This window comes from Paenibacillus silvestris, from assembly GCF_009882985.1.
Classification (GTDB): Bacteria; Bacillota; Bacilli; order Paenibacillales; family NBRC-103111; genus Paenibacillus_E; species Paenibacillus_E silvestris.
Genome location: NZ_WTUZ01000016.1, coordinates 1 through 25049 on the forward strand (window position 1 = coordinate 1; position 25049 = coordinate 25049).

General features: G+C 42.7%; 29 protein-coding genes. 23 read left to right on the forward strand and 6 right to left on the reverse strand.

What is annotated here, in order from left to right:
• Window positions 1-259 precede the first annotated feature (259 nt).
• The 7 genes from GQF01_RS12925 (at window position 260) to GQF01_RS12955 (ending at window position 4715) form a co-directional block, all read left to right on the forward strand.
• Window positions 260-604, forward strand: a complete 345-nt coding sequence (locus GQF01_RS12925) for a YojF family protein (protein ID WP_161407179.1) — start codon at window positions 260-262, stop codon at window positions 602-604.
• 23 nt (window positions 605-627) lie between these two features.
• Window positions 628-1284 (forward strand): bacillithiol biosynthesis deacetylase BshB2, encoded by a 657-nt coding sequence (bshB2, locus tag GQF01_RS12930; RefSeq protein WP_161407180.1) that lies wholly within the window; start codon window positions 628-630, stop codon window positions 1282-1284.
• A gap of 394 nt (window positions 1285-1678) precedes the next feature.
• Window positions 1679-2131, forward strand: a complete 453-nt coding sequence (locus GQF01_RS12935; RefSeq protein ID WP_161407181.1) for a cupin domain-containing protein — start codon at window positions 1679-1681, stop codon at window positions 2129-2131.
• A gap of 55 nt (window positions 2132-2186) precedes the next feature.
• On the forward strand, window positions 2187-2477 hold the full coding sequence (locus GQF01_RS12940; protein WP_328803451.1) for a winged helix-turn-helix transcriptional regulator: 291 nt from the start codon (window positions 2187-2189) through the stop codon (window positions 2475-2477).
• Between the two features lie 93 nt (window positions 2478-2570).
• Window positions 2571-3296 carry an alpha/beta fold hydrolase gene (locus GQF01_RS12945; RefSeq protein ID WP_161407182.1) on the forward strand — a complete coding sequence of 242 codons (726 nt, stop codon included), beginning with the start codon at window positions 2571-2573 and terminating at the stop codon, window positions 3294-3296.
• Window positions 3297-3366: 70 nt separating this feature from the next.
• A complete protein-coding gene (locus GQF01_RS12950) occupies window positions 3367-3933 on the forward strand; it encodes an NAD(P)/FAD-dependent oxidoreductase (protein ID WP_161407183.1) in 567 nt (188 codons plus the stop codon).
• 158 nt (window positions 3934-4091) lie between these two features.
• On the forward strand, window positions 4092-4715 hold the full coding sequence (locus GQF01_RS12955; protein ID WP_161407184.1) for a flavin reductase family protein: 624 nt from the start codon (window positions 4092-4094) through the stop codon (window positions 4713-4715).
• Between the two features lie 68 nt (window positions 4716-4783).
• On the opposite strand, the gene GQF01_RS12960 is transcribed toward GQF01_RS12955, so the two are convergent.
• Window positions 4784-5320: a nuclear transport factor 2 family protein gene (locus GQF01_RS12960; protein ID WP_161407185.1), complete on the reverse strand. Its 537-nt coding sequence runs from the start codon at window positions 5318-5320 to the stop codon at window positions 4784-4786.
• Window positions 5321-5794: 474 nt separating this feature from the next.
• Here GQF01_RS12960 and GQF01_RS12965 point away from each other — a divergent pair, with 474 nt between their 5' ends.
• Complete coding sequence (locus GQF01_RS12965) at window positions 5795-6109, forward strand: hypothetical protein (protein WP_161407186.1); 315 nt, start codon at window positions 5795-5797, stop codon at window positions 6107-6109.
• Between the two features lie 65 nt (window positions 6110-6174).
• Window positions 6175-7599, forward strand: a complete 1425-nt coding sequence (locus tag GQF01_RS12970) for an MFS transporter (RefSeq protein ID WP_161407187.1) — start codon at window positions 6175-6177, stop codon at window positions 7597-7599.
• Between the two features lie 118 nt (window positions 7600-7717).
• Here GQF01_RS12970 and GQF01_RS12975 read toward each other — a convergent pair whose 3' ends face one another.
• Window positions 7718-8284 (reverse strand): TetR/AcrR family transcriptional regulator, encoded by a 567-nt coding sequence (locus GQF01_RS12975; protein WP_161407188.1) that lies wholly within the window; start codon window positions 8282-8284, stop codon window positions 7718-7720.
• Window positions 8285-8477: 193 nt separating this feature from the next.
• Here GQF01_RS12975 and GQF01_RS12980 point away from each other — a divergent pair, with 193 nt between their 5' ends.
• The 4 genes from GQF01_RS12980 (at window position 8478) to GQF01_RS12995 (ending at window position 15114) form a co-directional block, all read left to right on the forward strand.
• Window positions 8478-9965: an MDR family MFS transporter gene (locus GQF01_RS12980; protein ID WP_161407189.1), complete on the forward strand. Its 1488-nt coding sequence runs from the start codon at window positions 8478-8480 to the stop codon at window positions 9963-9965.
• A 57-nt stretch (window positions 9966-10022) separates the two neighbouring features.
• Window positions 10023-10748 (forward strand): MBL fold metallo-hydrolase, encoded by a 726-nt coding sequence (locus tag GQF01_RS12985; RefSeq protein ID WP_161407190.1) that lies wholly within the window; start codon window positions 10023-10025, stop codon window positions 10746-10748.
• A gap of 335 nt (window positions 10749-11083) precedes the next feature.
• The gene (locus GQF01_RS36640) at window positions 11084-11218 is read left to right on the forward strand and encodes a hypothetical protein (RefSeq protein ID WP_268894353.1); all 135 of its coding nucleotides are present in this window, start codon (window positions 11084-11086) and stop codon (window positions 11216-11218) included.
• A 257-nt stretch (window positions 11219-11475) separates the two neighbouring features.
• Window positions 11476-15114, forward strand: a complete 3639-nt coding sequence (locus GQF01_RS12995; RefSeq protein WP_202556320.1) for an Ig-like domain-containing protein — start codon at window positions 11476-11478, stop codon at window positions 15112-15114.
• A 65-nt stretch (window positions 15115-15179) separates the two neighbouring features.
• Here the strand turns inward: GQF01_RS12995 and GQF01_RS13000 are convergent, their stop codons facing one another.
• Complete coding sequence (locus GQF01_RS13000; RefSeq protein ID WP_161407193.1) at window positions 15180-15989, reverse strand: polysaccharide deacetylase family protein; 810 nt, start codon at window positions 15987-15989, stop codon at window positions 15180-15182.
• Between the two features lie 486 nt (window positions 15990-16475).
• Here GQF01_RS13000 and GQF01_RS13005 point away from each other — a divergent pair, with 486 nt between their 5' ends.
• Window positions 16476-16943: a GNAT family N-acetyltransferase gene (locus tag GQF01_RS13005; protein WP_328803452.1), complete on the forward strand. Its 468-nt coding sequence runs from the start codon at window positions 16476-16478 to the stop codon at window positions 16941-16943.
• Window positions 16944-17005: 62 nt separating this feature from the next.
• On the opposite strand, the gene GQF01_RS13010 is transcribed toward GQF01_RS13005, so the two are convergent.
• A complete protein-coding gene (locus GQF01_RS13010; RefSeq protein WP_161407195.1) occupies window positions 17006-17893 on the reverse strand; it encodes a hypothetical protein in 888 nt (295 codons plus the stop codon).
• 614 nt (window positions 17894-18507) lie between these two features.
• On the opposite strand from GQF01_RS13010, the gene GQF01_RS13015 reads away from it, so the two are divergent.
• The 6 genes from GQF01_RS13015 to GQF01_RS13040 all read left to right on the forward strand — a co-directional run bounded on the left by GQF01_RS13015 (window position 18508) and on the right by GQF01_RS13040 (window position 21161).
• A complete protein-coding gene (locus GQF01_RS13015) occupies window positions 18508-18852 on the forward strand; it encodes a DUF5412 family protein (RefSeq protein ID WP_328803460.1) in 345 nt (114 codons plus the stop codon).
• A 15-nt stretch (window positions 18853-18867) separates the two neighbouring features.
• Window positions 18868-19293, forward strand: a complete 426-nt coding sequence (locus tag GQF01_RS13020; RefSeq protein WP_161407197.1) for a DUF1801 domain-containing protein — start codon at window positions 18868-18870, stop codon at window positions 19291-19293.
• Between the two features lie 45 nt (window positions 19294-19338).
• Window positions 19339-19650, forward strand: coding sequence for a hypothetical protein (locus GQF01_RS13025; protein WP_161407198.1), 312 nt, complete (start codon window positions 19339-19341; stop codon window positions 19648-19650).
• A gap of 129 nt (window positions 19651-19779) precedes the next feature.
• Window positions 19780-20082 (forward strand): hypothetical protein, encoded by a 303-nt coding sequence (locus GQF01_RS13030; RefSeq protein WP_161407199.1) that lies wholly within the window; start codon window positions 19780-19782, stop codon window positions 20080-20082.
• Between the two features lie 227 nt (window positions 20083-20309).
• A complete protein-coding gene (locus GQF01_RS13035; RefSeq protein ID WP_161407200.1) occupies window positions 20310-20606 on the forward strand; it encodes a DUF5316 family protein in 297 nt (98 codons plus the stop codon).
• A 105-nt stretch (window positions 20607-20711) separates the two neighbouring features.
• Window positions 20712-21161: a hypothetical protein gene (locus tag GQF01_RS13040; RefSeq protein WP_161407201.1), complete on the forward strand. Its 450-nt coding sequence runs from the start codon at window positions 20712-20714 to the stop codon at window positions 21159-21161.
• Window positions 21162-21296: 135 nt separating this feature from the next.
• Here the strand turns inward: GQF01_RS13040 and GQF01_RS13045 are convergent, their stop codons facing one another.
• A complete protein-coding gene (locus GQF01_RS13045; RefSeq protein WP_161407202.1) occupies window positions 21297-21725 on the reverse strand; it encodes an Lrp/AsnC family transcriptional regulator in 429 nt (142 codons plus the stop codon).
• A 424-nt stretch (window positions 21726-22149) separates the two neighbouring features.
• On the opposite strand from GQF01_RS13045, the gene GQF01_RS13050 reads away from it, so the two are divergent.
• The gene (locus tag GQF01_RS13050) at window positions 22150-22566 is read left to right on the forward strand and encodes a cupin domain-containing protein (RefSeq protein WP_456238691.1); all 417 of its coding nucleotides are present in this window, start codon (window positions 22150-22152) and stop codon (window positions 22564-22566) included.
• Window positions 22567-22771: 205 nt separating this feature from the next.
• A complete protein-coding gene (locus tag GQF01_RS13055; protein WP_161407204.1) occupies window positions 22772-23662 on the forward strand; it encodes an alpha/beta fold hydrolase in 891 nt (296 codons plus the stop codon).
• A gap of 183 nt (window positions 23663-23845) precedes the next feature.
• On the opposite strand, the gene GQF01_RS13060 is transcribed toward GQF01_RS13055, so the two are convergent.
• Entirely contained in the window at window positions 23846-24400 is a 555-nt protein-coding gene (locus GQF01_RS13060; protein ID WP_161407205.1) for an NADPH-dependent FMN reductase, read from the reverse strand.
• A 298-nt stretch (window positions 24401-24698) separates the two neighbouring features.
• Between GQF01_RS13060 and GQF01_RS37095 the strand changes: the two genes are divergently transcribed.
• Entirely contained in the window at window positions 24699-24875 is a 177-nt protein-coding gene (locus GQF01_RS37095; RefSeq protein WP_161407206.1) for a GNAT family N-acetyltransferase, read from the forward strand.
• The last annotated feature ends 174 nt before the right edge of the window (window positions 24876-25049 follow it).

Below are 25049 nucleotides of genomic sequence, written 5' to 3' on the forward strand. Positions count from 1 at the left end.
TTTTGACTCCTTCAGTACCATTCTGATACCTTTGAATGGCCTTCAATTTCTCATCTAAACTGAAATTAGACAAAAAAACTGCACCTCCATTGTTAGTGGTGTCTAACAAATGGGGTGCAGTTCAGAATCGGCTGCTTTTTTACTTTTGAAGAAATAAGCAAGTCTGCGTGGATTCCAAGTCCATGTATGCTAAAATAATGTCATATCGGACAAGCTTATTACGAAGTCCGATAGGATTAACGCGATTGGAGGAAAGTAAATGCAGCTCATCGACAAAACGAAAGTCCAGGAGTTTATCGATACCCTTATCGGTCTGGATTTATATATCCATCTTGAGATGACAACGGGAGCTTACGCCGCGCATCTGGATCGTACAAAGCATCCGGCCGCGACGTTTATTTCGAACGCCGTTATTCGTTATTCCCACGGCTCGATTTCTGGGGACGGACCTTATCGCGTCGGCTTGAAAACGGAGCAAGGCTGGGTTTATTCCGAGGGGCTTACGCACTATGAAGAGACGGATTCCGAAAGGCTTATCCTTGCGGGCCATGATACGGCAGGGAAACTCGTCGTGGCGTTGCAATTAAGCCGGGACCCGTTCTAAGGGAAAGGAGAATAAGAACACATATGGAACGACACATCTTAGTTGTACTTCCGCATCCGGATGACGAAGCTTTCAGCGCGTCAGGGACGCTTGCCATGCATCTTAGCCAAGGTTCGGAAGTTACTTACGCTTGTTTGACGTTAGGAGAAATGGGCCGTAACATGGGCATACCGCCTTTTGCTAATCGGGTTACTTTACCTGTCATACGCAAGCAGGAACTGGAAGCGTCTTGCCGTGCTATCGGCATCCGGGATATTAGAATGCTCGGATTTCACGATAAAATGATCGAATTCGAGGATAAAGTGCAATTGGACGGAAGTATCGAGGCGCTTATTAAGGAGCTGAATCCTTCGCTCGTCATCACCTTCCATCCGACACTTAGCGTTCACCCCGATCACAACGCATGCGGGGCGGCGGTAATTCGAACAATTGGCAAAATGCCTGCCGATCGAAGACCAACTGTGCATTGCATGGCATTTGCCAACAATCTTGAACAAGAGATTGGCAAACCCGATATCATGAATGACGTTAAAGGTTTCTTGAAACAGAAGATGGCGTCTATTCAAGCACATAAGTCTCAATTTCAAGCCGCTGAATTGTTAGGCAACAAGAAATTATCGGATGCAGAAATCCAGGGGCGCTTCGGAACGGAACGATTCTGGACGTATCGATTCACATAAATATAATCGTAAATCATAAGAACCATCCTCATTGCGGGATGGTTTTTTCGCATTCCGATGGTAGCTTTCACATATAAAGTCTGTCTTAATTTGGACAATTACAGTTTGTTTATTCAGAGTACGATTACCTTCCAACGAATGTAGTTGATAATCGGTTTGTTTCCAATAGAGATGTTGGTTTCAACCATAGCTTTACTTTTCTAAAGCATATTTAAAAAAACTGCCTTCTTATGAAAAAGATAAATTACTGCTATAGTTGACTCCGCGGCATTTGATGGAGGGAGATACAGATGAAGAATAATAACGAATTAACCATCTTCTATTCATGCTTCTGCGCGGCGATTTCTTGTTTCAAATATGACTATTTCCATTAGATGAAGGAGAATGAAAAACAATGAGCAAACCAGTCGTTAATTACGCTAAGGATCTCGTATGGTTCGATACGATGCCAGGTGAGCAGATGGCCGTGCGGCTTCATAGCAATCAAGTTGGTGGAGCATTATCTATTGTTGAAGCGTGTGTACCCTCTCTGATGGGCCCGCCGAAACATATCCATAACGAACGTGAAGAAACGTTCGAAATCCTTGAAGGTACTTTCCGTTTCCAAGTTGGTGACGAGGAATTTGATGCAACCCCTGGAACTATGGTTTCAGTTCCTCGCGGCGTACCTCACGCATGGGTTAACGTAGGACCTAACACGGGGCGGGTACTATTCATCTTTACGCCTGGGGGAATCGACGATTTCTTCCCTGAGATCGGTCGTCATTCTTTGGAGGAAATTGTTCAGCTCGCAGCAGAAAATGACACAGTGATCATCGGACCTCCGATGGTTGTGAATGCGGGATGATCATATGAGGTGTTCAAAGAATGAGAGTAGTTGTATTGCTTCAATATCTGAAGTTTTGCAATATATCTCAGGAAAATGGACTTTTCTAGTTTTAACTGAGCTCTTAAAGGAACCCCAGCGTTTTAATCAATTGCGGAGAAGTTTAGGTAACATAAATACAAAAGGTTTGACAGAAACACTACGCAATTTAGAAGAACAAGAAATAATAAAACGTAAAGTGTTTCCAACCGTACCCGTGACAGTCGAATATTCAATGACTGAAAAGGGGGAAGCCTTCTCGGAGGTGTTCAATGAAATTAATCGTTGGAAGACTGAATGGGATTCTACAGTTCAACAATCGCACTAATAAATCATTTGCAGCACATAAGAGAAGCAGCGTAATATCACGATCTGCGACGCAGAAATCAAATATTTGTAAGTAAACATAGGAGTGATTATGATGAGTACGTTTGTACTAGTACACGGATCATGGCATGGAGCTTGGTGCTGGGAAAAAATTAGTTCAAGTCTTGAACAAGCGGGGCATCGGGTAGTCGCTTTAGACTTACCTGGGCATGGCGATGATAATATGTCCATTTCCGAAATTAACTTGAAAAGCTATACTGACCGGCTATGCAATGTTTTGGAAAAAGAGTCTGAAAAGGTCATTTTGGTGGGTCACAGTATGGCAGGCATGGTCATCAGCCAAACTGCTGAGTACCTCCCCGAAAAAATCGAGAAGCTTGTTTATTTATGCGCATATCTGCCGAAGGATGGTCAGTCCTTGATTCAAATCGCTCAAAACGAGAAAAAAGAAAAAGATTCTCCTTCCATTGTTATCATGAATGAGGAACAAACGCTCATGGACCTTAAAGACGAATGGATACAAGATTTCTTTTATGGCGATTGTGACGAAGAAGACGTTATAAAAGCAAAGGAAAAGCTGCGCATCGAACCGCTGGCACCTTTTTTAAACCCAGTGAATCTCACGGACACAAGATTTGGCATGATTCCCCGCTATTATATAGAAACTCTAAGGGATAAAGCGATTGGAATAGGATTACAAAGAGATATGTATAACGCGTCTCCGTGCGATCAGGTCATTACGATGGACTCTGATCATTCCCCATTCTTTTCACACCCGGAAGAATTAACGTCTCATTTCATTCAGTTAGCGCAAAATTAATAACGAATAAATTCGTTCCATCAGAGTAAATTAATAACAAGATTTGAAAGTAGAGGAGATTGTGAATCATATGTTTGAAATTGCAATTATTGGGTCTGGTCCTGCAGGTGCAAGCGCTGCGTTATTCTCAGCCAAAGCAGGAAAGACAACCTTGCTTATTGATAACGATAAAAGCATGACGAAACGAGCTTGGATTGAAAATTATTATGGCATTGGGGAGATCTCGGGTCCTGATATGGTAGAAATGGGAAAAAGGCAAGCAGAACGTTTTGGCACGAAGATGATTCAAGAAAAGGCAACAAATATTGTAAAAGGTGAAGATGGTTTCATCATAGAAACGGACAATGGCAAGTATGAGGCTAAACATGTCATTCTTGCTACTGGTGCTCTATTTGACCTTGCTGAACATATAGGAGTTAAAACGAAAGAAGCCACAGAGCCTCGGATTAAAACAATTGTTGATGTTGATATCAAGGGGAAAACAAGTATAGATGGTATTTGGGCAGCTGGAACTATTGCAGGTGTCAGTGTTCATGCAATTATTACTGCGGGAGATGGAGCAAAAGTCGCTATTAACGTGATAAGCGAATTAAATGGCGAGAGATATGTTGATCATGATGTATTAAAAGCAACATAATGAAGGTACTCCAACAATAAATAAATTTACTAATGGCCATTCTTACCGAGAATGGTCTTTTTGTAATCTTGTTGTCTCATTCCATATTCATATCTCACATAACTGGTCTGTGATATAGTTATCAAAAATCGTCCTATTTGAGAGGAAGTGTTGCCATCATGCATAAGGTAATCGAGCCTAAAGTACTTTACTTCGGCACCTCTGTAGTGCTTATCAGTACGCTAAATGAAGACGGTACAGCCAATTTGGCCCCTATGTCCTCTGCCTGGTGGCTCAATCAATCTTGTATGCTTGGGCTCAGCAGCAAGTCGCAGACCGTCCAAAACTTAATCCGTGAACAGGAGTGTGTGCTTAATCTCCCATCCATCGATTTGATTCCTGCGATTAATCGACTGACACTGTTAACAGGTAGAGATCCAGTGCCAGAATCGAAAGTAGTCAGGGGTTACCAGTATGAGGCTGACAAATTCGGTATCGCAGAGCTAACCGAGCTTCCTTCACAATGTGTTCGAGCGCCGCGTGTCAGGGAATGTCCCGTACATCTGGAAGCCACATTAGTAAAGCTGCATCCATTCGAAGAACCGAGTTCCCTTGTCTCCATTGAAGTACGCATAGAAAGAGTTCATATCGAAGATGACCTTCTTAAAGATTCCAATTCTAATCATGTCGATCCATCAAAATGGCAGCCAATGATTATGAATTTTTGCGAATATTTTGGTCTCACTGAACAACGAACAGCATCGAAATTAGCACCGGTGTTTGGACTGGATTCTGAGAAATGAAGAGGCTCTCCCAAAAGTCATTAAATGACCGAGGGAGAGCCTCTTTTTTCATGCAGTTTGTCACTGGGTTATTTGCTGGTTAAAGGTTGTCCAGTAACAGGGTCCGTACTCGGGTCCCAGTTTTTAAGAGGATCCATACGGAATCGCGTTAGTACAGTGCTGCTGATTTTCCAGGTGCCATTCTCTTTTCTATACATTTCGCGGTACTGTCCATAACCGTTATGTCCCGGATACGCGTCCTTCGCGTCAGGGAAAGTCAACATATCCTCCATAGCCCAAATACCCTTGGCGTTATCTTCGTCAATCATATCAATCTCTGGCATATGTCCATGGTGAACCGTAGGTGCTTTGCCAACTAGATCTCCAATCATTTTCCCATAAGCTTGTCCGCCGCCAGCAGAAAAATCTTGGCCTTGAGAAATAAGCGTAGCATCCGAAGTAAACAGGTCCCCAAATTCCTTCCAATTTTTCTCATCAACAAAGCGGAAATAACGGGCTTTCAGTTTTTTAATCTCCTCGATGTCCTCTAATTGTTGGTACTTTTGTTCTAGTTGAGTAAGTCTATTTATTAGAATTTCTTGCTCATTATTTTTAGTGTTGGTCATAATATGTCAATCTCCTTTTAATTTTAGTATGGAAACGATAACCATGATACTTTGCGTCTCAAGTTGATCATCGATGAATACATGCAAGAACAGGGTTTTGTTTTTTTTTGCTACAACATATAGGAATAACCTCTTCTCTTCAGGATGGTAAGTGAGGCTTCAATCGCCTGGTGACAACTATAACAGGTATTCTATTTCTTTATAAGGAGGCTATTTTTTTTAATATGCTTTAGAAAAATAAAGTAATACGCCTAGCTTTAATAAAACAACTTCCTTTCATCTAAAAGGAGTATATGGCCGTATGGCGCGGGCATCAGCAGTACTAGCATCAGTTTATTTTAATAAAGTATATATAAAAAAATAGCCTTCTTATGAAAAAGATGAATACCTGTTATAGTTGTCTCCGAAGCGATTGAAGCTTCACTTACAAACCTACTGAAAGTGGTAATTCACCTAAACAAAGGACGTGATCATATGTCCATTAGAGATAGCAACAGTACAATCGGTTTGGCAAGAGCAAAATTGCCTGTTGCAGAAAGGGCAAACATCGTGATTGGCCGGAAACGTGCCACATTAAGCTCGATCAAGAAGGTTCGAATTATTGGTAATCGTCCTGTTGGGGATAATGCCTCAGACATTAGCGATTCCATCGGTATAGAGTGCGATGTTATTGAGGAAGTCATAGTTGACCCTAAGACTATGGAGAAGGAACTGATAGTTTTGCTTCACGGTAATGAACTTACTTTGTATCCCGGCGAATATGAGATCGTAATAGGACGGAGCTTCTAAGGGGCGGCTACCTAACAATGGGGTACTTGGAGTTATGTAAATATAAAAATAGGAGTGGAATAAAAGTGAATGATCGTATTTCCAAAGCGAATATGCTTTTACTTATTATTGTTTGTTTTGCCCAGTTTATCGAGGTCATGAATAGTTCGACGGTCGTTGTAGCCCTTCCTTCCATTCAAACGGCGCTTCATATGCATACGAGCGATTTGCAATGGATTGTAACTTCTTATGTACTAACTTTCGCTTGTTTTCTGATGATAGGAGGACGAGCAAGTGATTTACTTGGAAGAAAACAAGTTTTAATGGCTGGATTGACTATTTTCGCACTCGCTTCGTTGGCTGGTGCTTTGGCGATAAATCCGATCTGGTTGATTGCCAGTAGGGCGATTCAAGGTATCGGGGCGGCTCTTTCTATTCCCGCGGCGATGTCGCTCATTAGTAACAATTTCCCGGTCGGTCCACAGCGCAACAAGGCCTTTGGGATTTTCGGCGCCTTAGGATCAGGAGGAGCTGCAGCAGGATCAATCGTTGGCGGTTTGCTAACAGATTCCGCGGGCTGGAGATCGTTGTTTTATCTGAATGTGCCGCTGTCCTTCTTACTTATCATCGGATTACTGTTTGTGAAAGTAAGTCCATCTGTTAAAGCAGAAAAACAATCGATTGACTGGTTTGGCTTATTTTCCGTATTGGCGGGTATTTTCGCTCTGGTCTATGGCATCTCGATGCCAGATGTCGATGGTAGTTGGTCTGCTGCGAAGATCGTTACGTTGATTGTTGGGATATTGGTTTTGGCCGCATTTGTACGAATCGAAAAATCGGCCAAAAATCCGCTGATGCCACTTCGCCTTTTCAAGATTCGTTCGCTTGTAACGTCTAATTTTATCGGATTTTTAATGTTTTCTTATGTGACAGGCTTTAACTATTTCTCGACGTTGTACTTCCATGAGCTGGGTTATTCATCTCTGGCTATCGGTTTGGCTTTCTTACCGCTAGGACTAACTTCCATCGTTGTAACGCAAATTACACCATTCTTCATGCGTAAATTCGGGGCAAAGAGAGTTCAAATCGTCACGCAAACGATCAACGCGATAGGAATGTTCTGGTTAAGTAATATGGACATGGATAAAAGTTACGCGTCGTTTATTCTTCCAGCATTTATCGTGCTAGGTTTGTCTATCGGTGCTTCCTTTACAGCCGTTATCGTCGGTTCCGTTCAGGATGTTAAACCCGAAGAACACGGAATTGCCGGCGGAATCGTGAATACGTTCCTGCAATTAGGTGGGAGCTTGGGATTATCCATTCTTGCCACCATCGCGTCGACGGTTACGGCTTCAGTGCATAATGAATCGGCAAACACAGCCTTATTATTCGGTTTCCACACGGCCTTAAACGTAAGCGGCATTTTTGCGGTCATTGCATTGATTTTGGCTTACATGAGTACGGACAAGAGTAAGCATGCCGATTCCGTTCCTCAAGGGGCGCATCTATAAGCAAATTATCGTTAACGCATGCTGAGCGCGCGAAGTGCTGCTGTAGCGATGGAAAACACGCTTACGCAACGTGGAGGCCCTTCTAAGAAAACAAGCTGCCCCAGCTTGTTTTCTTATTTTATTGCGAAGACTCATATGTTCCAATTACGATGGATGAAACCCTCTTAGCTACTTCCTCTTTATTCATTTTTACGTTTCCAGATGCCCACTGCAGTGCACCTTCATTGATGATTTTCGCAAAAATAGGGACATAAAAATTTTTCTCAATATCTGTCTGAATGTTTTCTAAGCTTTTCATCAAATACATGTTCAGCTCATTTACTATTTTATCTTTTAATTGGGGTACGACTAAGCCTACATAGCTGCTGCGACATTGTATTTTCGGTTGTTCATAAAAATAGCATACCCCTAAAACGAGCTGATAAATGCTATCCTGATCGAATTTCACGACACCTGAAGTAAAATCTTCAATAGCAGTTGAAGCGGAATCTCCGATAATGTAGTCCAATAACTCGTACTTGTCATTGAAGTGCGCATAGAAGGTAGCCCGATTAACAAGTGCTCTTGTGGTTATATCGGCTATTGTTATTTTTTCAAAATCCTTTTCGGATACTAACTGAAAAAAGGCGTTGATTAAAGACTGCTTTGTTTGTGTAGTCCGTACATTCATTGCTTTTGTCGCCATCTTCTTCACTCCTTGCCCGACAATTTATCAACTATGTCGCTATAGCAACATTCATACAACGATTGTTGGTTGTTTCCAGGGGTTCATTGGCTGTATATTTCTCATTAAAGCAACAGCTGTTACTTTAATTTAGCATATCACATTGGCCAAACACTTGTGTAAGAATTTCTTTTAGAAGGAGAGGAGAATAGAAATGACTGAAGTAACAAACAAAACTATGTCTATCAAGTCAGTTATCGTGCCACTGTTAGCCATCATCATAGGGATGTTCATGGTTATTCTTGATAGTACAGCAATGACCGTAGCTATCCCTAAGCTGCGTGAAGATTTTGGTGGAGCTAGCTTATCGCTTATTCAATGGACCGTTACGGGTTATGCGCTTGCGCAGGCTGCCGTTATTCCACTAGCGGGATGGTTGTCTGACCGTTTCGGATCCAAGCAAATCTACTTAACTTCGATCCTCTTATTTACAATTGGATCTGCACTTTGCGCATTTTCGACTACGACTGAACAACTGATTGTATATCGTATTATTCAAGGTCTTGGTGGCGGTATGGTTGCCCCAATAGCAATTGCCTTTACGTACCGGTTGAGCCCTCCGGGCAAACAAGGTGCGGTAATGGGGATGATCGGTATTCCGATGTTGCTCGCACCTGCTCTTGGACCTGTACTATCGGGCTGGCTTGTTGACTATGCCACTTGGCACTGGATTTTTATTATTAACATCCCTGTTGGTGTGGGCGCGATCATCCTTGGCCTGCGTACTTTGCCTGCGCTAGCTCGCCAATCAGTTCCGCAGCTTGATGTGCTTGGCATGATCTTTGCGCCGCTAGCTTTTGCAGGCCTAGTTTATGGTGTAAGTGAAGGGGGCACAGACTGGGGCTCTGCAAAAACATGGATCGGTCTAATCATCGGCGGTGCAGCACTCGTTATCTTTGTTTTGGTGGAATTGAACCGCAAGCAGCCACTGCTTGAACTTCGAGTCTTCAAATCTGCTGATTTCTCAAAAGGCATCATTGTCCAAGGGGTATCTCAGATTGCACTTTTCGGTACATTATTCCTGTTTCCTCTCTTCCTGCAGACAGCCAAAGGTTACTCTGCACTCGATACGGGTCTGATACTACTTCCGCAAGCTTTGGCAACAGCGGTATTGATGCCGATTGGCGGCAAATTGTTTGATAAGATTGGCGCCCGTCCACTTGTGATAATTGGTCTTGCCATTTTATCGACCGGCGCATTCCTGCTGTCCACCATCTCGTCTGATGCAACAGTAGGCTCGTACATTCTGCCTCTTATTTTGATTGGAGCAGGAATGGGACTTTCTTATATGCCTCTGAACACACATGTTATTCAGTCAGCTCCTCCTGAGCTGGTAAGCCGCGTAACATCGCTAACGAATGCAGCACAGCAGGTAATGACCTCATTTGCGGTAGCTGGCGCGGCAACGATTCTAGCAAGACGGAGTGAGCACTACTTAATTGCTGCAAAGATAACGAATCCGGCTGAGATTACTCCGGCTATTGCTTCTCATATGGCGGCATCCTCCTACGGCTATACCTTCCTGGTCCTTACAATTATAAGTGTAGTTGGTACTCTGATCGGTTTCCTGTTGTCAAAGCCCAAACTTGCATCAGGTGAACATGCAGAAAAAGCAGAAATGCCAATGATGACAGGTCATTAAAAAATGCAGGCGAAAGTTGGGTTTAGAGGATACCCTATTTGAAATGGAGGAAGAGACATGCGGATTGCAGAAGGCATTGAGATGTTGGAGCTAAAATGGGGGTCTATGACGTTCTGTCCGACAGTTTTCTTCGATAAAGAGCAGTGGTTACTTGTTGACACAGGTATGCCTGGTTCTGCCCCGGCAATTCTAGAGCTTGTCAAGCGAGCAGGCATTGGGCAACAGCACTTGAGCACAATCCTTTTGACCCATAATGATATTGATCACATAGGAGGCCTGCCAACTTTTATAGCAAAGTACCCTCGCCTTGTTGTTTATACTCATGAAAAGGATAAGGCAATCATTAACGGAAATCAGCCAATGGTTAAAGTACCTCTGGAGAGACTGGCAGGTCTACTGGGAGCACTTCCAGAACAAGCACGCAGTGAATTCGAATCGACTTTTATCAAGCCTAAGAGTGAAAATGTTAAGCGTACATTGGCTGACGGAGAGACCCTGCCTTTCGCTGGTGGGATAACGGTTATCCATACGCCTGGCCATACACCAGGGCATGTATGCCTCTACCACGTACCGAGCAAGACACTGATTGCGGGAGATGCTATGGTCATCGAGAACGGGGAACTAAGAGGGCCTATTGAAGCTTTAACTCCGGATATGCGAACCGCGATTCAGTCGCTGAAGAAGTTCAAGAAGTACGATATTGAAACGGTTATCTGCTATCATGGCGGGCAATTAAGAGGGAATGTGAACAGGCGGATTGCAGCGTTGACGGATAGGAACTGAAGGAAATAAATGGATAATCACCGAATATATTATCAAATCGATAGTAAAGTGGAGGTATCTAATCGGTTCTTCAATGAAGGGAGAATTTAGATTGAAATTTTGAAAAGAAGATTTAGCTCGTTGATCCGCGGAATTCGCGGATTTTTTTGCTTTCAATGATAAGAAACATACATTTAAGCAGAATATATAAGTAATATATCCAGTTCCGTGACGAGCTCAAACGGCTTGTGGCAGCCGATGCCGATCCGGGTAGTCCAGAAGCCCAGAACCTGGGACGGTCGCTAACGGAATTAAACATGCGTAGATCGCAGGGAGACCCAGAAATCCTTAAAGGAATGGAACAAGCTTGGCTTAACTTTAACTCGCTGCCCAGCGAGATGAAACCACAAATGTATACACTGTCCATGGAAGAGAGGGATTTCATCAAAGAAGTGTATATCATAATGTACAAGCAATCCGCCGAATATTGATCATAAAAAGCTTATACCAGCATCATGTAATTCCCATTACACACTCTATGGTAACTTTGTCGGAAAGCATTTTATTTTTTCCATATCCCTGGAATAGGATTGAAATTGCTAACCGTTTGACCTATAATCAAGCTTAAGTATTACTAGTAATACTAGTTATATTTAAAACCGTGACTGATGATTATAGGGGGAAGGAGACCTCTGTGCGGGGAGTGTTAATCGTATCCAAATGCCAAAGTATTTTGGGGGAGTGATTCGTGGTGCTAAAAGCAAGCCTTAAAGGAATCCTGTGTTTCAGCTTATGTCTTTCTTTGGTTTTAGGATGGCTGCCTACACCTGAGGTCAAAGCGGCAACATCCATCAGCGTGGTTGATTGGGATAACGAGAAGCAGGTCATGGATGGACTTGGAGGTGCTTTCGCTTTTAATAAAGCTGCCGGCATCAAACAAATCTATGATAAAGACCCGGTTGCCGGCCGTGAGCTTTTGGACCTTATATTTAGCCATGATAAAGGAATAGGTCTTAATATTGTCCGTACGAATCTTGGAGATGGCGGAATTGTAAACGCTGCCACAAAAGCGGAGTGGGGGAATCGCTTCTACGATGGCCCAACGGATACGATTTGGCCAGAGAAAAATGAAGGTTTCGTCTGGGATCAACCGGACTGGGCGTCCCGCAAGGCACACTTTGATGAGGCGCAAGTCTGGATTATGAAGGAAGCGATGGCTTACGGTGTGAAGACTTTCTATGCCGATGCATGGTCTCCTCCGTATTGGATGAAGACGAATAGCAGTGTTTTGGGACAAAGTGGTGCCAAATTAAAAGCAGATAGCTATCAAGATTACGCAGATTACCTTGTCCAGTATGCTATTGGGTATAAGCGTGAGTTCGGTATCCCGATTACCCATATCGGACCAGCGAATGAGTCAGAAGCGGCGCATGGCTCCTACTCGGGATTTGTGATAACAGCAGCGGAGTATAAAGATTTTATGCAAAATTATTTAGGTCCAACGCTTCAAAAGGCCATCGATGAAGGGAAATTCACCGAGCTGGGTATGAACCCTCCCCTAATCGTGGCTCCCGAGGGCACGAACTTGAATGCTTCGTTGAATCTCGGACGCCCAATGCTCGAGGATCCTGCATCTAGTACATACATCGATGTATTCTCGACGCACTTGTATGGGACATCAAGTTTCAATAATGGTCCTTTAACCTCTACAGGAGCAACAGGTGCTTATCCTGATTTCTTGCGTAACTTCAAGTTATGGCAAACAGAGTTCATGACACAGAATACAGCGAACTCTTCTGCCGCTGCAAATACGCAGCTTTATGCGAATCAGACGATTACGGATGGTGTTAAGTGGGCAAACCTGCTGACGAATATGTTTACAAGCGATCCTGGCTTCAACAGCTTTTTGTGGTGGTGGCCGATTGGGAACAATGGCGCTGATGGCTCTGACCTGATCCGATTAGCGACGACGGGTTCACCCCAAGGGAATGGCTCTACAGTTACTGGCTTATATCGTACATTTAAACGATTATATACATTTGGGAATTTCTCTCGTTTTATTAACCCAGGCGATATTCGGATTGATGCTACCCGTGTCCCTGTGGAAGGCGTAAATATTTCAGCTTATAAAAATCCTGCAAACAACGAATTTAGTATCATAGCTGTCAACAGCGGCGCAGCGAATCAAGTGGTTAATTTCAAATTGAATCATTTTCCGACTGGTGCGGCTTCGGTTGTCGGGTATCGTACGTCAGCCAGTGAAAATCAAAAGCTGATTGAACCGGTAGTCATAACTGACGGATCTTTTGAGGTAAACATTCCGGCAAACTCAGTCATTACTTTTGTACCTCAAACAGATCATAATCTTCCCGGATTGACTACGAAGCGCGACATTTTCTCAACACTTGAAGCTGAAGACAATGACGGGGAGTCCGGCCCATTTAACATCATTCCAGGTGGTGCCAATGGAGCCTTATCGAATGTGTCGAACGGCAGCTATATTAAATTTGCTAACATAAACTTCGGCGATGGCTCAGCTAACGGCGGCATTGTCAGACGGCATGTATTATCCATGAACGCCATAGCGGCTGCTATACAAGGCGGATTCATAGAGGTGCGAATCGATGATCCTGCAACTGGCAGAGTGGTAGGCACGTTCAACATTCCAGGCAAAGGCAGCGGAGATGCCTATTCGTCCTACCCCATCCAGATCGATACGGGAGACAAGGCGGCTAACGGTTACCATGATGTATATATGGTGTTTCATGGTAATGGCAATGCGTTATTTCATATCGACCGCTTTGAGTTCGACCAATCCGTTCTTCCTTCCGGAAGTATCTTGACGAATGGAAGTTTTGAAGATTCACCGGCAGCTGCATGGGAAAGAGCGTATGGTGCAACAGGCACGGCATTTGATCGTACGACAGGTCAGAATTATTCCGCCCCTCCGACAGCAGCCAGCTCGACAACGGCCTATTCAGCGATGATCTCAAATCGGGAAGAAGCTGCGAACGGCATAGCCCAAGTGATTACGGATAAAGTCACGACAAACAAGAAGTACAAGGTCAACGGCTTCTTTATGCCTTCCGAAGAAGGGACAACGGGGAAAATCAACTTGGTTGCTCTGGATTCGGTTGGCAAGGTTGTTTATACCAAGACCATAGCGGAAAGAAGCAATCTTGAGGCAATGGTTTGGTCACAAATCGATTCCATCTTTACATACGAATCCCCAAGCATAGATTATGAGACGCTAAAGATCGTATTTACGAATACGGGGACGAATGCTTTATATGTAGACGAAGTTACTTTGGTTCCTTATACGGAGAATGTTTGGTCTATCCGGCCTGTACAAGTATCTACAAACGTTGGAGCGGCGCCTCATCTGCCTAACGTTGTAACAGCCGTTTACAGTTCGGGTTCCGAATCGCAGTTACCAGTTATCTGGGATCTCATCGATCCTTCCAGTTATGCGAAAGAAGGGAGTTTTACCGTAAATGGTACAGTCGAGGGAGTTTCACTGACAGCCACTGCTACTGTGACCGTTCTATCTCCACCAGGTAATCTTGACCCAAGCTATCTGACTGGACCTGCAAAGGTGTCAACAGGCGAAGTGTTTGATGTAACCTTTGGATTAAACGGGTACAGCCATGAAGCACTTGCTCAAGATATGACCGTGACCTTCAATACGTATAAGCTGGATTTTATTGCACCTGGGTCGCTCAGTAACGATTTTAAAGTGGTTGATTATAAAATGATAGAACCTGGCAAAATCCGGTTTCTTAATGTGTTTTTAGGTGGTTTGCAAACAGATCCGAATGGAGCCCTGATGAAGCTGCAATTCAAAGCAAAACCGAATGCAGAACCGGGGGATGTCGATGTTACAGTTTTGGGTGTTGTGATGGCAGACCAAAATGGCGTTGAACATGAAATTGCAGGAACCTCGCATCACATTCATATTTCTGCTGTTGAGAAACAGGATTTAACCGAGCTGATTGCGGAAGCAGAAGGCGTATATGCGAGTGCAATCGAAGGAAAGCTTGTCGGACAATACCCTATCGGGTCGAAAGCAGCACTGGATAAGGTTATTCGCGCAGCGATTCAAATTGCAAATGATGCCTCGGCAACGCAAAGTGATGTAGATCAATCAACAACTGCGTTAACCCAAGCGCTGCAATTGTTCCGAAGCTTGGTCATTGTAGCTATACCAGGCGATATCAACCACGATAATCGAATAAGTGTTGGAGATTTGTCCAAAATGGTAAAAGCCTATGGCAAGTCGTCATCTGATCCAGACTGGAATTCTGTCATGAGCTTAGATCTTAATCAAGATGGTTTCATTGATATCGTAGATTTAGCCCAAATGGCCAAATTGATTCTCAATTGGTAAAAGTTCTCGTATAAACTTTAAGGAGCCGCATGGCAAATAGCCAATGCGACTCCTTATTTGTATGCCTATTTTTGAGAATCAGGAAGAGATAATAGCGTAGGTACGGTCACAAACGTATATCCTTCATTTTTTAGAAGGGGGATCAATTGTTCAAGGGCTTTTACCGTATTTGATAAACTCTCTTTCTTTCCGACTGCACTATGTTGTAAAATAATGCCACCGGGTTTCAATTCTTTTTTTACATTTTTCATAATTTGTTGTGTTGACGTTCCTGCCCAATCCCTGGTATCAACCGACCAGTCAATGATATTTAGTCCCATTGAAGTAATGGTCTTAATTTCAGAACTGCCAAGTGCCCCAAATGGGGGACGAAACAAAGTTGGACGGAATCCAATGATGGCATTCAATACCTCTTGTGTAGTGTTTATTTCCTGTTTCATTTCTTCGCTACTCATTTTCGTGAAATTCGAGTGATCCCAAGAGTGATTCCCAATGACGTGGCCCTCATTTGCAATTCTCTTCACAACTTCAGGATGGGCTTTCGCATTTTCGCCTACAATAAAAAACGTAGCTTTTACATTATTCTTTTTAAGAATATCTAAGATTTGCAAGGTGTAACGATTATCAGGTCCATCATCAAAAGTAAGTGCCACTTGTTTTCCCTGTTCGGGACCCGAATAATACAATGATGTCAGGTTGTTGTTCATTAGCGTGGCGGTTGGCGGTTGACTCACTACTGGATCTGGAGTTGTCGTACCAGCAATTGCTGGAGATGGCACAGCTTTTATAGAACCCACTGTTTTCTCATTTGCTGCACAAGCTGTAGTCAAGGTAAGCAGTAGGAACGGGATAAGTACATATTTTGACCTATTCATAGGTGTATCCTCTCTCTTATATCAAGGGTCGCACCTTATTATATATCAGAGAGTCTTTAAGGCTATGTGTCCATTTTGTGAAAGGATTTGCTGGAATTCCTATGTGGGCAAGCAGCTAATGAGGCAAACTGCCTGAGCGCTCAGACATATCGGCGTGCATAAGACAGCGAAGATGCCGCATGCAGCCCGGCAAGAGTTGCCAATACGAATACATCTTGCATTGCATTCGGGATCGGCGGTCGCGCGTCGATCGGTGTACTCTCACAACATATGTGGAACCAAAAGACTCGGTGTGGGTGAATAACTAGAAAGCCCTAGCCACTACTAGCAATAGGATCAGACGTGACGTGCGATTAAGTAAAATAGTAAAACAGGGAAGGGAGGGCTGCGGAGTGGCATTTCTTTGCCCTGCGATCGGGCAGAATTCTTCAATAATATATGTTAAAATATGTTAAAGAAGTATGCTCCATCGGGAGGGGGATTAATGTGAATTTTAAGTTCCTTGATTTTGACCTCATTACAGGTAAGGATGTAACTTTATGCATGGATAGAAAAATACCTGGAGATGAAGGAAAGGGATTTGTCCCTGCATATAAATATCATATAGTTCTCACTGCTTCTGATGAGATAGTGGGTAAAATAGATGTTCGAATTGGAAACAATGAGAATCTATATTACGGTGGACACATTGGTTATTCGATAATCGAAAAATATCGAGGTAAACACTATGCTGCAAAGGCATGTCAGTTAATTAAGCAAGTAGCGCTGGCACATAGCATGGAAGATCTAATTATTACATGTAACCCTGATAATATTCCATCAAGAAAAACGTGCGAGTATATTGGAGCTAAATTGAAAGAAATTGTTGACCTTCCTCCTAAAAATGATATGTATCTTGAAGGAGAACGACAGAAATGTATTTATGAATGGTCTCTAACGGAACCAAGATATTAGTGCGAGAAGCCCCACATTCGTACTAGCCGCCAGAAAAAGGGTGCAAGCGATCGACATGAGCCCTAACCCATCAGCTTTTGAAATGCCTCCAGGTACTCCGTTTTCTGCTTGTTACTTAACGAACCGATCCCGCTGTGATTGCAGTCGATCCCCCCAAGCTCGCAGTAAATTTGATACAGCTTGATGCGGCGTTCGTCCGTTAAGATCCCCAGGTCTTTCATAGCATTGCCCAGTATGACAGGGCCAATTCCGTTCGTAATATCTGTTCCGCTGATCGGGTACAGCTGGTTGTGATCGGCGTGCGTACTATATGTGCGGTCATTGACCGTATATTCCACTTTGGGCAGATTGAGTTTAAAGGTAACGGCATGGCCGGTCACATCCGTACCCGCCTCGTATTTGGTAACAAAATCATTAATGAGATCCACGTCGCGTTGCTGCATGGACATATCTCCAAACGACCAGCCGTACACATGCTTGGCGATGCTCCGGAATTTGTTTCCTACCTCGTGTTCCCAATGTGCTGGGCTGGGCAGGCTGACCTGCTCCAAACGCTTGAGCGGCGCGGCCAGCATGATTGCATCCGGCTTCATGGCTGTAGCAGATTGAGCTTGCATAATGGCGGCTAAATCTGTTTGCCTGCCGGCAGTTTTGGCCAAATTGTACTCCGCTTTGTAGGTGTCCTGATCGTCATTGATATGGCGGTTCGCCTCGGTAAGAAACAGGCGCTGAATGACAGCTCCGTTAGGTGCAGCGGACAACGATTGCAAGGCGGCGGGAGACGGCGACTTCTGTAGTAAACGGCTTACCGCTCGGTTGCCGACAGTGCGCTGAAGATGCTGCGCGGAAGGCATAAGTTGCGTATGTGATGACAAATGCTCGATTGCGGGTGAAGCCTCGGCATGGCCTCTCGAAGTATGGTCTTGTGGCCTTCGATTTCGAGAATGCATAAATCTCTCCTTACCATCGCGATAATGGGATTTTATTCCTATAATACCATAACCTCAGAACAAATGGGGTGCTCTTTCAGGTAGAGTGTTCTTTTTTAGTCGATAGAGTAGAGCATGTAATGAGGAGGGAATTATGAATATATATTTAATTCTTATGTATGCCTTTGTTCTGACATTGATATATGGAATTTTGGTCTATAGAATATTTGTTTTAAAAACCACTAAATGGATTAGAGAGAATATTGGCTTAGTAGCAATGACTTTTATCATCACATTCACTAGTGATTTTCAAAATCAGATCAAGACTTTACTATTTATTTTAAGTATAGTATTTCTTCTCAGCATACTGTACAGGGCGAAGAAAACCGACACCAATTTAAAAAAGGGTGAAAGATGATATTAGCATCTAACGATTACCAATATAGAGATAGTTACTTTTTCGTAGCAAGTCCACTGTTACCATTGATTTTCATCGTAATATTGATTTTTCTTGTACTTACTATCATCATAATTTTGAAAAGAAGGAAATAAGAGTGTTACAGGAGGCCATTAACTTGCATAATGTTGATGCAGATCTTGAAAAGAAAGCATTTTCAAAAAAGTATACGAAGCAAATCGTAATTGGTTGTCTGGTGATTATCGGCATTATTATATACGTCTACTATTGGGCTTTTATCAATATGGGTAGGTTACCAAGAGGAGAATTCCTATCAGAAGCCATATCACCAGATGGCAAATATACGTTGAGAGCATATGGTACAAGCGGTGGGGCCACAACGTCTTATGCGATTCGAGGTGAATTAGTTCTTAACGTACGCGATAACAAAACCAAAAATATATATTGGAACATTCGTGAGAATACTGCAAATATTTCATGGAGTGACAATGACACAGTAATCATAAATGGACATATAATCGATGTACCAAATGGAAAGTATGATTTCCGAAATCAATCGTGAAAGGGGGGCATTTAAATGAACGTACAAGAACAAATTGAAAAGTATATTAACAGCCAACCTGAACCCAAACGCAGTGATATGCAAGAGTTGCACCGCATCGTTCTGCAAGTAATGCCAGTATGTAAATTATGGTTTTTGGATGGTAAAAACAATGAAAATATCACTGTTTCTAATCCTAATATAGGATATGGAATTCACACTATAAAATATGCTGATGGAAAGAGCAGAGAGTTTTATCAAATTGGGATCAGTGCAAACAAAACCGGAATCTCTGTCTATATCCTTGGCATTAAAGATAAGAAATACTTAAGCCAGACGTATGGAAAACTAATCGGTAAGGCGAGTGTGAGTGGATATTGCATAAAGTTCAAAACGCTAAAAGATATAAACATTGATATACTTGAAGCTGCAATACGATTTGGGGTTGAGGCGCCACGATAACGAGCTTCTAATAACCAAAAAAATAATGTAAGGGAGATTTAAGATATGTATTGCCCTTATTGCAAAGAAGAGCTGAAAGTTAATAATGAAGAGTTATATTGCAAAGCTGGAGTTAGTTATTTTTCAAAGCATATGGAAAAAGTTTTTAATATAGCAATAGACACTTCTAAAGAAGTTAAAGTACAGATACTAAAAGTTGAAAGTAGTGAAGCAGGAAGATTTTTTTGTGTGAATTGTGGGAGCAAAATGATGAAAATAGAAGCTATGCATGAAGTTTGTAAATGTTGCGGATTCGAAATAAACAAACGTATGTTCTATGAGATTGTTGAAATTAACCCCCATTGTTCATTCAGGTGAAAGAATCATTGGGATAATGAAATTATACTTATTGAAGTAACAGGTAACGATAGTTAATTACAATATGATGGCATCCGGCATACGATGTCAGTTGAAGTAACCAAGAGATTACGCTGGAGGGTTAATCTGATGATAGGACGTGAACCAAAGAACGAACGTCAGCGTCGAGCTGAGGCTAAGGCGCGTGAAGATCTGGAGAATCCGTTAAGTCCGAACGTCGAAATCATAGCGTTGGAGGAAGGAAGTGAAACAATGGCAGCAGCAGAGTATTTGGTTTTGATCGATGATATTGCGAATCTGAAACAGGATATGAAGCGTTTTGAGGATAAAATTGACGCTCCCGGCGAAGAATCAATGGAGGAGCTCCTTAGTGAGATCGAATCACTAAAGATCCGGTTGTTCGATATCGAACGGCGAGCCATAAATCAATAACAGCAAATGGACGAGCTGCCTTGCTTAAAACCAGGAGGCTCTTTAGTTCGGTTTTTATCGAATCTCTATTCACGTAATTTGCGGTGTTAATCTCCCTCGGTGAACGATAGCACGCCCAAACTTAGATCCTCGGTTCGTTGCTGAGGGTCTTTTTTTTCTTTATAAAAGGTAGTTAAGTTCCAAAATGTGGTAGTATAATGGCAAGGGCTTAGAGGGGGCGATTAACTTTGAAATTAGCTAAATTATCTCTTGTAAGTGGACTCTTTGTTACTTTAATTATTTTTATTTTGTCATTATTTCTAAACAGTGGTTTTAGTCAACGAGTATCGGGCTGCATTGGTTTAATTCTAATATTCTCCACAATAATTACAAGTGGTTCACTGATATCAGGTGACCGCCAACGAGCTAATGATCGTACAGAGACAACCAATGATAAAAAACAAAGAGACAGTATCTCTATAGCATGTTTTCTTGCAGCTACCCCGATTTTACTTCTTTGGGGATATCTTAAATACTTTAAGTGAAAAATCAATACTCGCAAAGAATCTTCCTAAATTGGTCACTGGCAGATGGGAATACGAGATACAACTGAATACTAGGATGCATTTAGAAGAAGGAGTAGATATAACTTGGCCAGTATAGATTATATCCAACTTGAGTTTTTTGCCGGTTATCCATTCGGATACTACAAACTGCGCTTCCTTCCCGATGGAACAGCTGAATATACCTCTGCCGGAGAGGACTTACCCTTTGTTATGCCGAACGGATACCAGTGGGTCACTTCCAAGCGTGTTTATCAGAACCTCGCCAAGATGATTCTCGCTCGTCTTTGGGAGCAAGAACCGGATCCGCGTGCCGAACTAGGCATAGTTTTGGACGGATGGACGGATAGACTCTCCTGGTCCATTGAAGGCGTAATGGAGGAACAGTCCTTTGTGATACGCAAAGGGCCGGCGAGTCTGCTCAAAGTGATGGAGCGGATTCGTCGGCTGGTAAAGGACGAGGAGAAAAATCTACCAATTATGAGAATGGACCCAATTGAAATACCAATTAATTTTATGAGTAAATGGTCCCCGTGATTACGGTGACCATTTACTGTTTAAGCCATTAAACTGAAGAACAACAGTCGAGTTAGCAAGGTAGAAAAAAACGCTTTCAGTTGGAGGATTGCCTGTCGTCGTTATCTACGACGGGGTTGAGGTTAGAAAGTTAGACTATTTGACCTGTTCGATCGATAAACTCAGCTTATAATTGCCGTACCTCAGCACTTCCTCCAACAGCTTGTTCAGCTCAGAACTAACGTTTGTCCGAATGCGCAACCAATAGCAACCTTCACCGCCTACGCGATGTACTTCCTTTACAGACTCCGCCAACTGGACGAAGCTCCGGAAGGCTTGATGCGATTGATTTGAGTAAATGAACACGGTTAGAAAGGCATGGATGTTAAGTCCGATCTTTTCAGGATTCCAACGCAGCGTATATCCCTCGATAACTCCGAGGTCTTGCAGTTTGCGAATTCGCGCACCAACCGCCTGTCCTGTGAGATGGACGCTCTCTCCAATTTCCTTATGGGTAAGGAGCGCATTGTCAAGGAGCGCATACAGGATCCTCAGATCAATATCATCTATAGCTTGGTTGGCCACTCGGCTCCTCCCCTTTCACAGTGTAAGTAAACCCGTCTAAATACGTTCATCAAGTTATATACCAAGCTCACGGGTTAGCGTTATCATTGATATTATTACAGGTTAACCATTAAGGAGGAGTGCTCATTAATTTATTCGTCATACGGCTTTTTGGTTGAATATGCAGGGAGATTCAAACCTCCATTATCTTTCAGACATAATCATTATTTCCATGTCATACGAAACATATTACGGACAAAACTTTCCATAAACCGATCAAGTCGAAAAAAATTATATATTAAAAATGAATAGTCAGAGGGAACAACTCGTTATAAGGCATCTAACCATTCATAAACTTACCATCCGGCCAGTAAGTATGATTCATCAAGAATTCTCACCAAAAAGGAGCCTGTAAAAGATGAGTAATCAAAGTAAAGCAAATGTGATGTACAGAAATAATAACAAAGAGAATACTTTCCTATTTCTTAGTGACGTCAATTCAATATTGGTAAGCGGGGACGATACGAACGGAGAGTTTTGCGTCGTGCATTGTTCTGTTAAGAAAGATGATGGACCTCCACTGCATTTGCATGAAAAAGAAGATGAATCTTTTTACGTTCTGGATGGAGAAATAGAGATGACGTTAGGTACGGAGACTATTTCCGTGAAAAGTGGAGAATATGTATTCGCACCGCGCGGCATTCCACATACATTCAAAGTTAAATCAGACACAGCTAAGTTTCTGGTGANTGTTCCTTATGTAGAAGGGATGGAGGCTAATATCGAGCCACCTACTCCTGAGGCTATGCAACATCTCTTATCCGTTTCCAAAAAGTATCATATTACTTATCCTGGTCTTTAATTTTACAAAAAATGTAATCGGCCTGTGAGGCTATTGGTTCCCTAGTGAACAATAGACTACAGGCCGATGATTTTTCACTAGTCAGGATCAAGCGGTGGGCTGGGGAGTTGCAGCTTTTGACCGGCACATCAATGTCTGCCTATCCGCTGAATGTTTTCATCATAAGCAAAGGTCGAATATTATTACACTGAAAGAGGGAATATACATGACGTCATCTAATTTTCAAGCCTCCATTGGTACACCAGCTATGCACGAGCTCGTTATTGATGGTATACGACAAGTTTATCATATTGCAGGGGAAGGTCCGGTTTGTCTCGTTCATGCAGGAGGCCCTGGTTTTCATTGGGGCTATATGCGCATGCCGTTGCTAGAAAAATCCATGACCGTTATCTATTTGGAGGCAGTAGGCACAGGAAATTCCGATAACCTTCCAGACGGAGATTATACGATGCCGAAATACGCCTACTTCGCTCATAAAGTAGCAGAACATATTGGAGCGCATCAGCCATTTTTCCTAGGTCACTCGCATGGCGGTTTCGTAGGCCTACAATATGCACTTGATTATCCGGACGAACTCGGCGGCCTTATCCTCTACAGCTCGGCTCCGTGTATGAATCAAGATCTTGGAATGGAGCAGGTTCAACAACTTGAAATTTTTACCCAGCGTTGGGCGGATCTTCCGGAAGCTCAGGATGCGAAGCAGGCATGGATGGACATGATTACGGGAAAAGCGCAGGATAGAGAAGCGATCCTGAAGGTCTTGGGGCGCTTGATGCCTGCTTTCTTCGGTAATTATTGGAAACTTTCGGAAGGTTTTAACGAGTGGCAAGCTAGTTTGGATTTCTCCGTTGATCCGAATCGAAAGCCGTATATGTGGGATGTTCGTGATACCTTAGAAACAATTCAAACCAGAACCCTGATCTTAGTCGGAGAATACGATTTTAACTGCGGACCGCGTTGGGCCAAGGAGATGGATGAGAAGATCCCAGCTTCGCAGCTCGTAATGTTCGAACAAGGGGGGCATATGAACCATGTGGAGATGCCCCAAGAGTTTGTAAAAGCAGTGATTGATTTTGTTTCTCAAGCCTCAAAATAAGAATGACATAGGCAGATCGTTATTGAGGAACTGATTTAACCATCATTTTGTATCTATTAACAATAAAGAACCATGTAGAATATTTCTACAGGTTCTTTATTTTGCATATTAGTGTGTATAAGTCAACAGGCACAAAAGAATCTTTGCAACTACATATACCATTGAGCCCGGAATATTGCCGAATTAACGCAATGTTTTTAATGCGCCGCTCCAAGCAATGACTTGGTCAAGCATCGTGTTGACAGAGGATTCTTGATGCGCAGCCGGCTTGAAGACACTGAAGTTTTCAAAATCTGTGAAGAGCGAGAGTCCCACTTGAGCGCGAACGTCGGCCATGTGAAGTTCTGCAGCAATCGTCCGGAGATTTTCAACTGCGCGTTGAGCGCCACTTCCTCCATAGCCAACAAAACCTACCGCTTTATCTTTCCATTCATTGAAGAGATAATCAATAGCATTCTTTAATGCTGCGGAAGTGGCATGGTTATACTCGGGTGTAACAAATACGAAGCCGTCGAAGGAGTTGATCTTCTCCGACCAGGCAATCGTATGGGGCTTCGTATATTGGCCCATGGACGGTGGATACGGTTCATCTAGTAGTGGCAAATTGAATTCTGCAATATCAACAAGCTCGAAAGAGGCGTCGTCTCGTACTTTTGCGATTTCGGTTACCCAGCGGGCTACAGCTTCACCGTTTCTGCCTGGGCGTGTGCTTCCAAGAATAATACCTATTTTCAACATCGTAATTCCTCCAATTTGGTGTGATTTCATAATAATATTAATACTATAATTAGAATATTAATATATTAAAAATTATAATGATAGTGTATATGCTTGTCAATAACTAGGTTTATCCCATCTGGTCGATTCTATTTATGAGAGCAAGAGTAAAGTAGAAATGCATGAGTAATAGAGTTCGTTAAACAAACGTAAAATGGCTGCCGCGTGCTGCCTTAACGTCTAACCCTATTGGCAGGAAGATGAATGAAGGTCAGCGAATATTCTTAGTATTGGAATTAGAGAGGAACGAGAATGCAGAGTGCAAACCAATCGTTGTAGTATTAAGGTTACAAAAAATGGTTTTGCATGTGAGGCGGTTAGTGAAGTAGTTTACCATTCCTTCGAAGATAAAGCTTTTACAAAGCTTATTGCTGAAGCACAATCCGCAAACACTTCTTCATGTGCCTTATTAAAGAGACTTGGTTTTATGAAGTAAAGAAAGTTATTCGTTTTGATGCAGAACAAGTAATTTTTGCTTTAAATCAGTCGGATTATAAACAAATAACTATCAGATAGACTAGAATAGGACAATAAAACAGCGACAGCCATGGACTATATCTACTAATCCATGGCTGTCGCTATCTTAACTTTTATTCTCAGTCTATAACCT

Coding starts and splice junctions, on each gene's coding strand:
- GQF01_RS12925 (WP_161407179.1), top strand. CDS start 260: ATGCAGCTCATCGACAAAACGAAAGTCCAGGAGTTTATCGATACCCTT.
- bshB2 (WP_161407180.1), top strand. CDS start 628: ATGGAACGACACATCTTAGTTGTACTTCCGCATCCGGATGACGAAGCT.
- GQF01_RS12935 (WP_161407181.1), top strand. CDS start 1,679: ATGAGCAAACCAGTCGTTAATTACGCTAAGGATCTCGTATGGTTCGAT.
- GQF01_RS12945 (WP_161407182.1), top strand. CDS start 2,571: ATGAGTACGTTTGTACTAGTACACGGATCATGGCATGGAGCTTGGTGC.
- GQF01_RS12950 (WP_161407183.1), top strand. CDS start 3,367: ATGTTTGAAATTGCAATTATTGGGTCTGGTCCTGCAGGTGCAAGCGCT.
- GQF01_RS12955 (WP_161407184.1), top strand. CDS start 4,092: ATGCATAAGGTAATCGAGCCTAAAGTACTTTACTTCGGCACCTCTGTA.
- GQF01_RS12960 (WP_161407185.1), bottom strand. CDS start 5,320: ATGACCAACACTAAAAATAATGAGCAAGAAATTCTAATAAATAGACTT.
- GQF01_RS12965 (WP_161407186.1), top strand. CDS start 5,795: ATGTCCATTAGAGATAGCAACAGTACAATCGGTTTGGCAAGAGCAAAA.
- GQF01_RS12975 (WP_161407188.1), bottom strand. CDS start 8,284: ATGGCGACAAAAGCAATGAATGTACGGACTACACAAACAAAGCAGTCT.
- GQF01_RS12980 (WP_161407189.1), top strand. CDS start 8,478: ATGACTGAAGTAACAAACAAAACTATGTCTATCAAGTCAGTTATCGTG.
- GQF01_RS12985 (WP_161407190.1), top strand. CDS start 10,023: ATGCGGATTGCAGAAGGCATTGAGATGTTGGAGCTAAAATGGGGGTCT.
- GQF01_RS36640 (WP_268894353.1), top strand. CDS start 11,084: ATGGAACAAGCTTGGCTTAACTTTAACTCGCTGCCCAGCGAGATGAAA.
- GQF01_RS13000 (WP_161407193.1), bottom strand. CDS start 15,989: ATGAATAGGTCAAAATATGTACTTATCCCGTTCCTACTGCTTACCTTG.
- GQF01_RS13010 (WP_161407195.1), bottom strand. CDS start 17,893: ATGCATTCTCGAAATCGAAGGCCACAAGACCATACTTCGAGAGGCCAT.
- GQF01_RS13020 (WP_161407197.1), top strand. CDS start 18,868: ATGAACGTACAAGAACAAATTGAAAAGTATATTAACAGCCAACCTGAA.
- GQF01_RS13025 (WP_161407198.1), top strand. CDS start 19,339: ATGTATTGCCCTTATTGCAAAGAAGAGCTGAAAGTTAATAATGAAGAG.
- GQF01_RS13030 (WP_161407199.1), top strand. CDS start 19,780: ATGATAGGACGTGAACCAAAGAACGAACGTCAGCGTCGAGCTGAGGCT.
- GQF01_RS13055 (WP_161407204.1), top strand. CDS start 22,772: ATGACGTCATCTAATTTTCAAGCCTCCATTGGTACACCAGCTATGCAC.
- GQF01_RS13060 (WP_161407205.1), bottom strand. CDS start 24,400: ATGTTGAAAATAGGTATTATTCTTGGAAGCACACGCCCAGGCAGAAAC.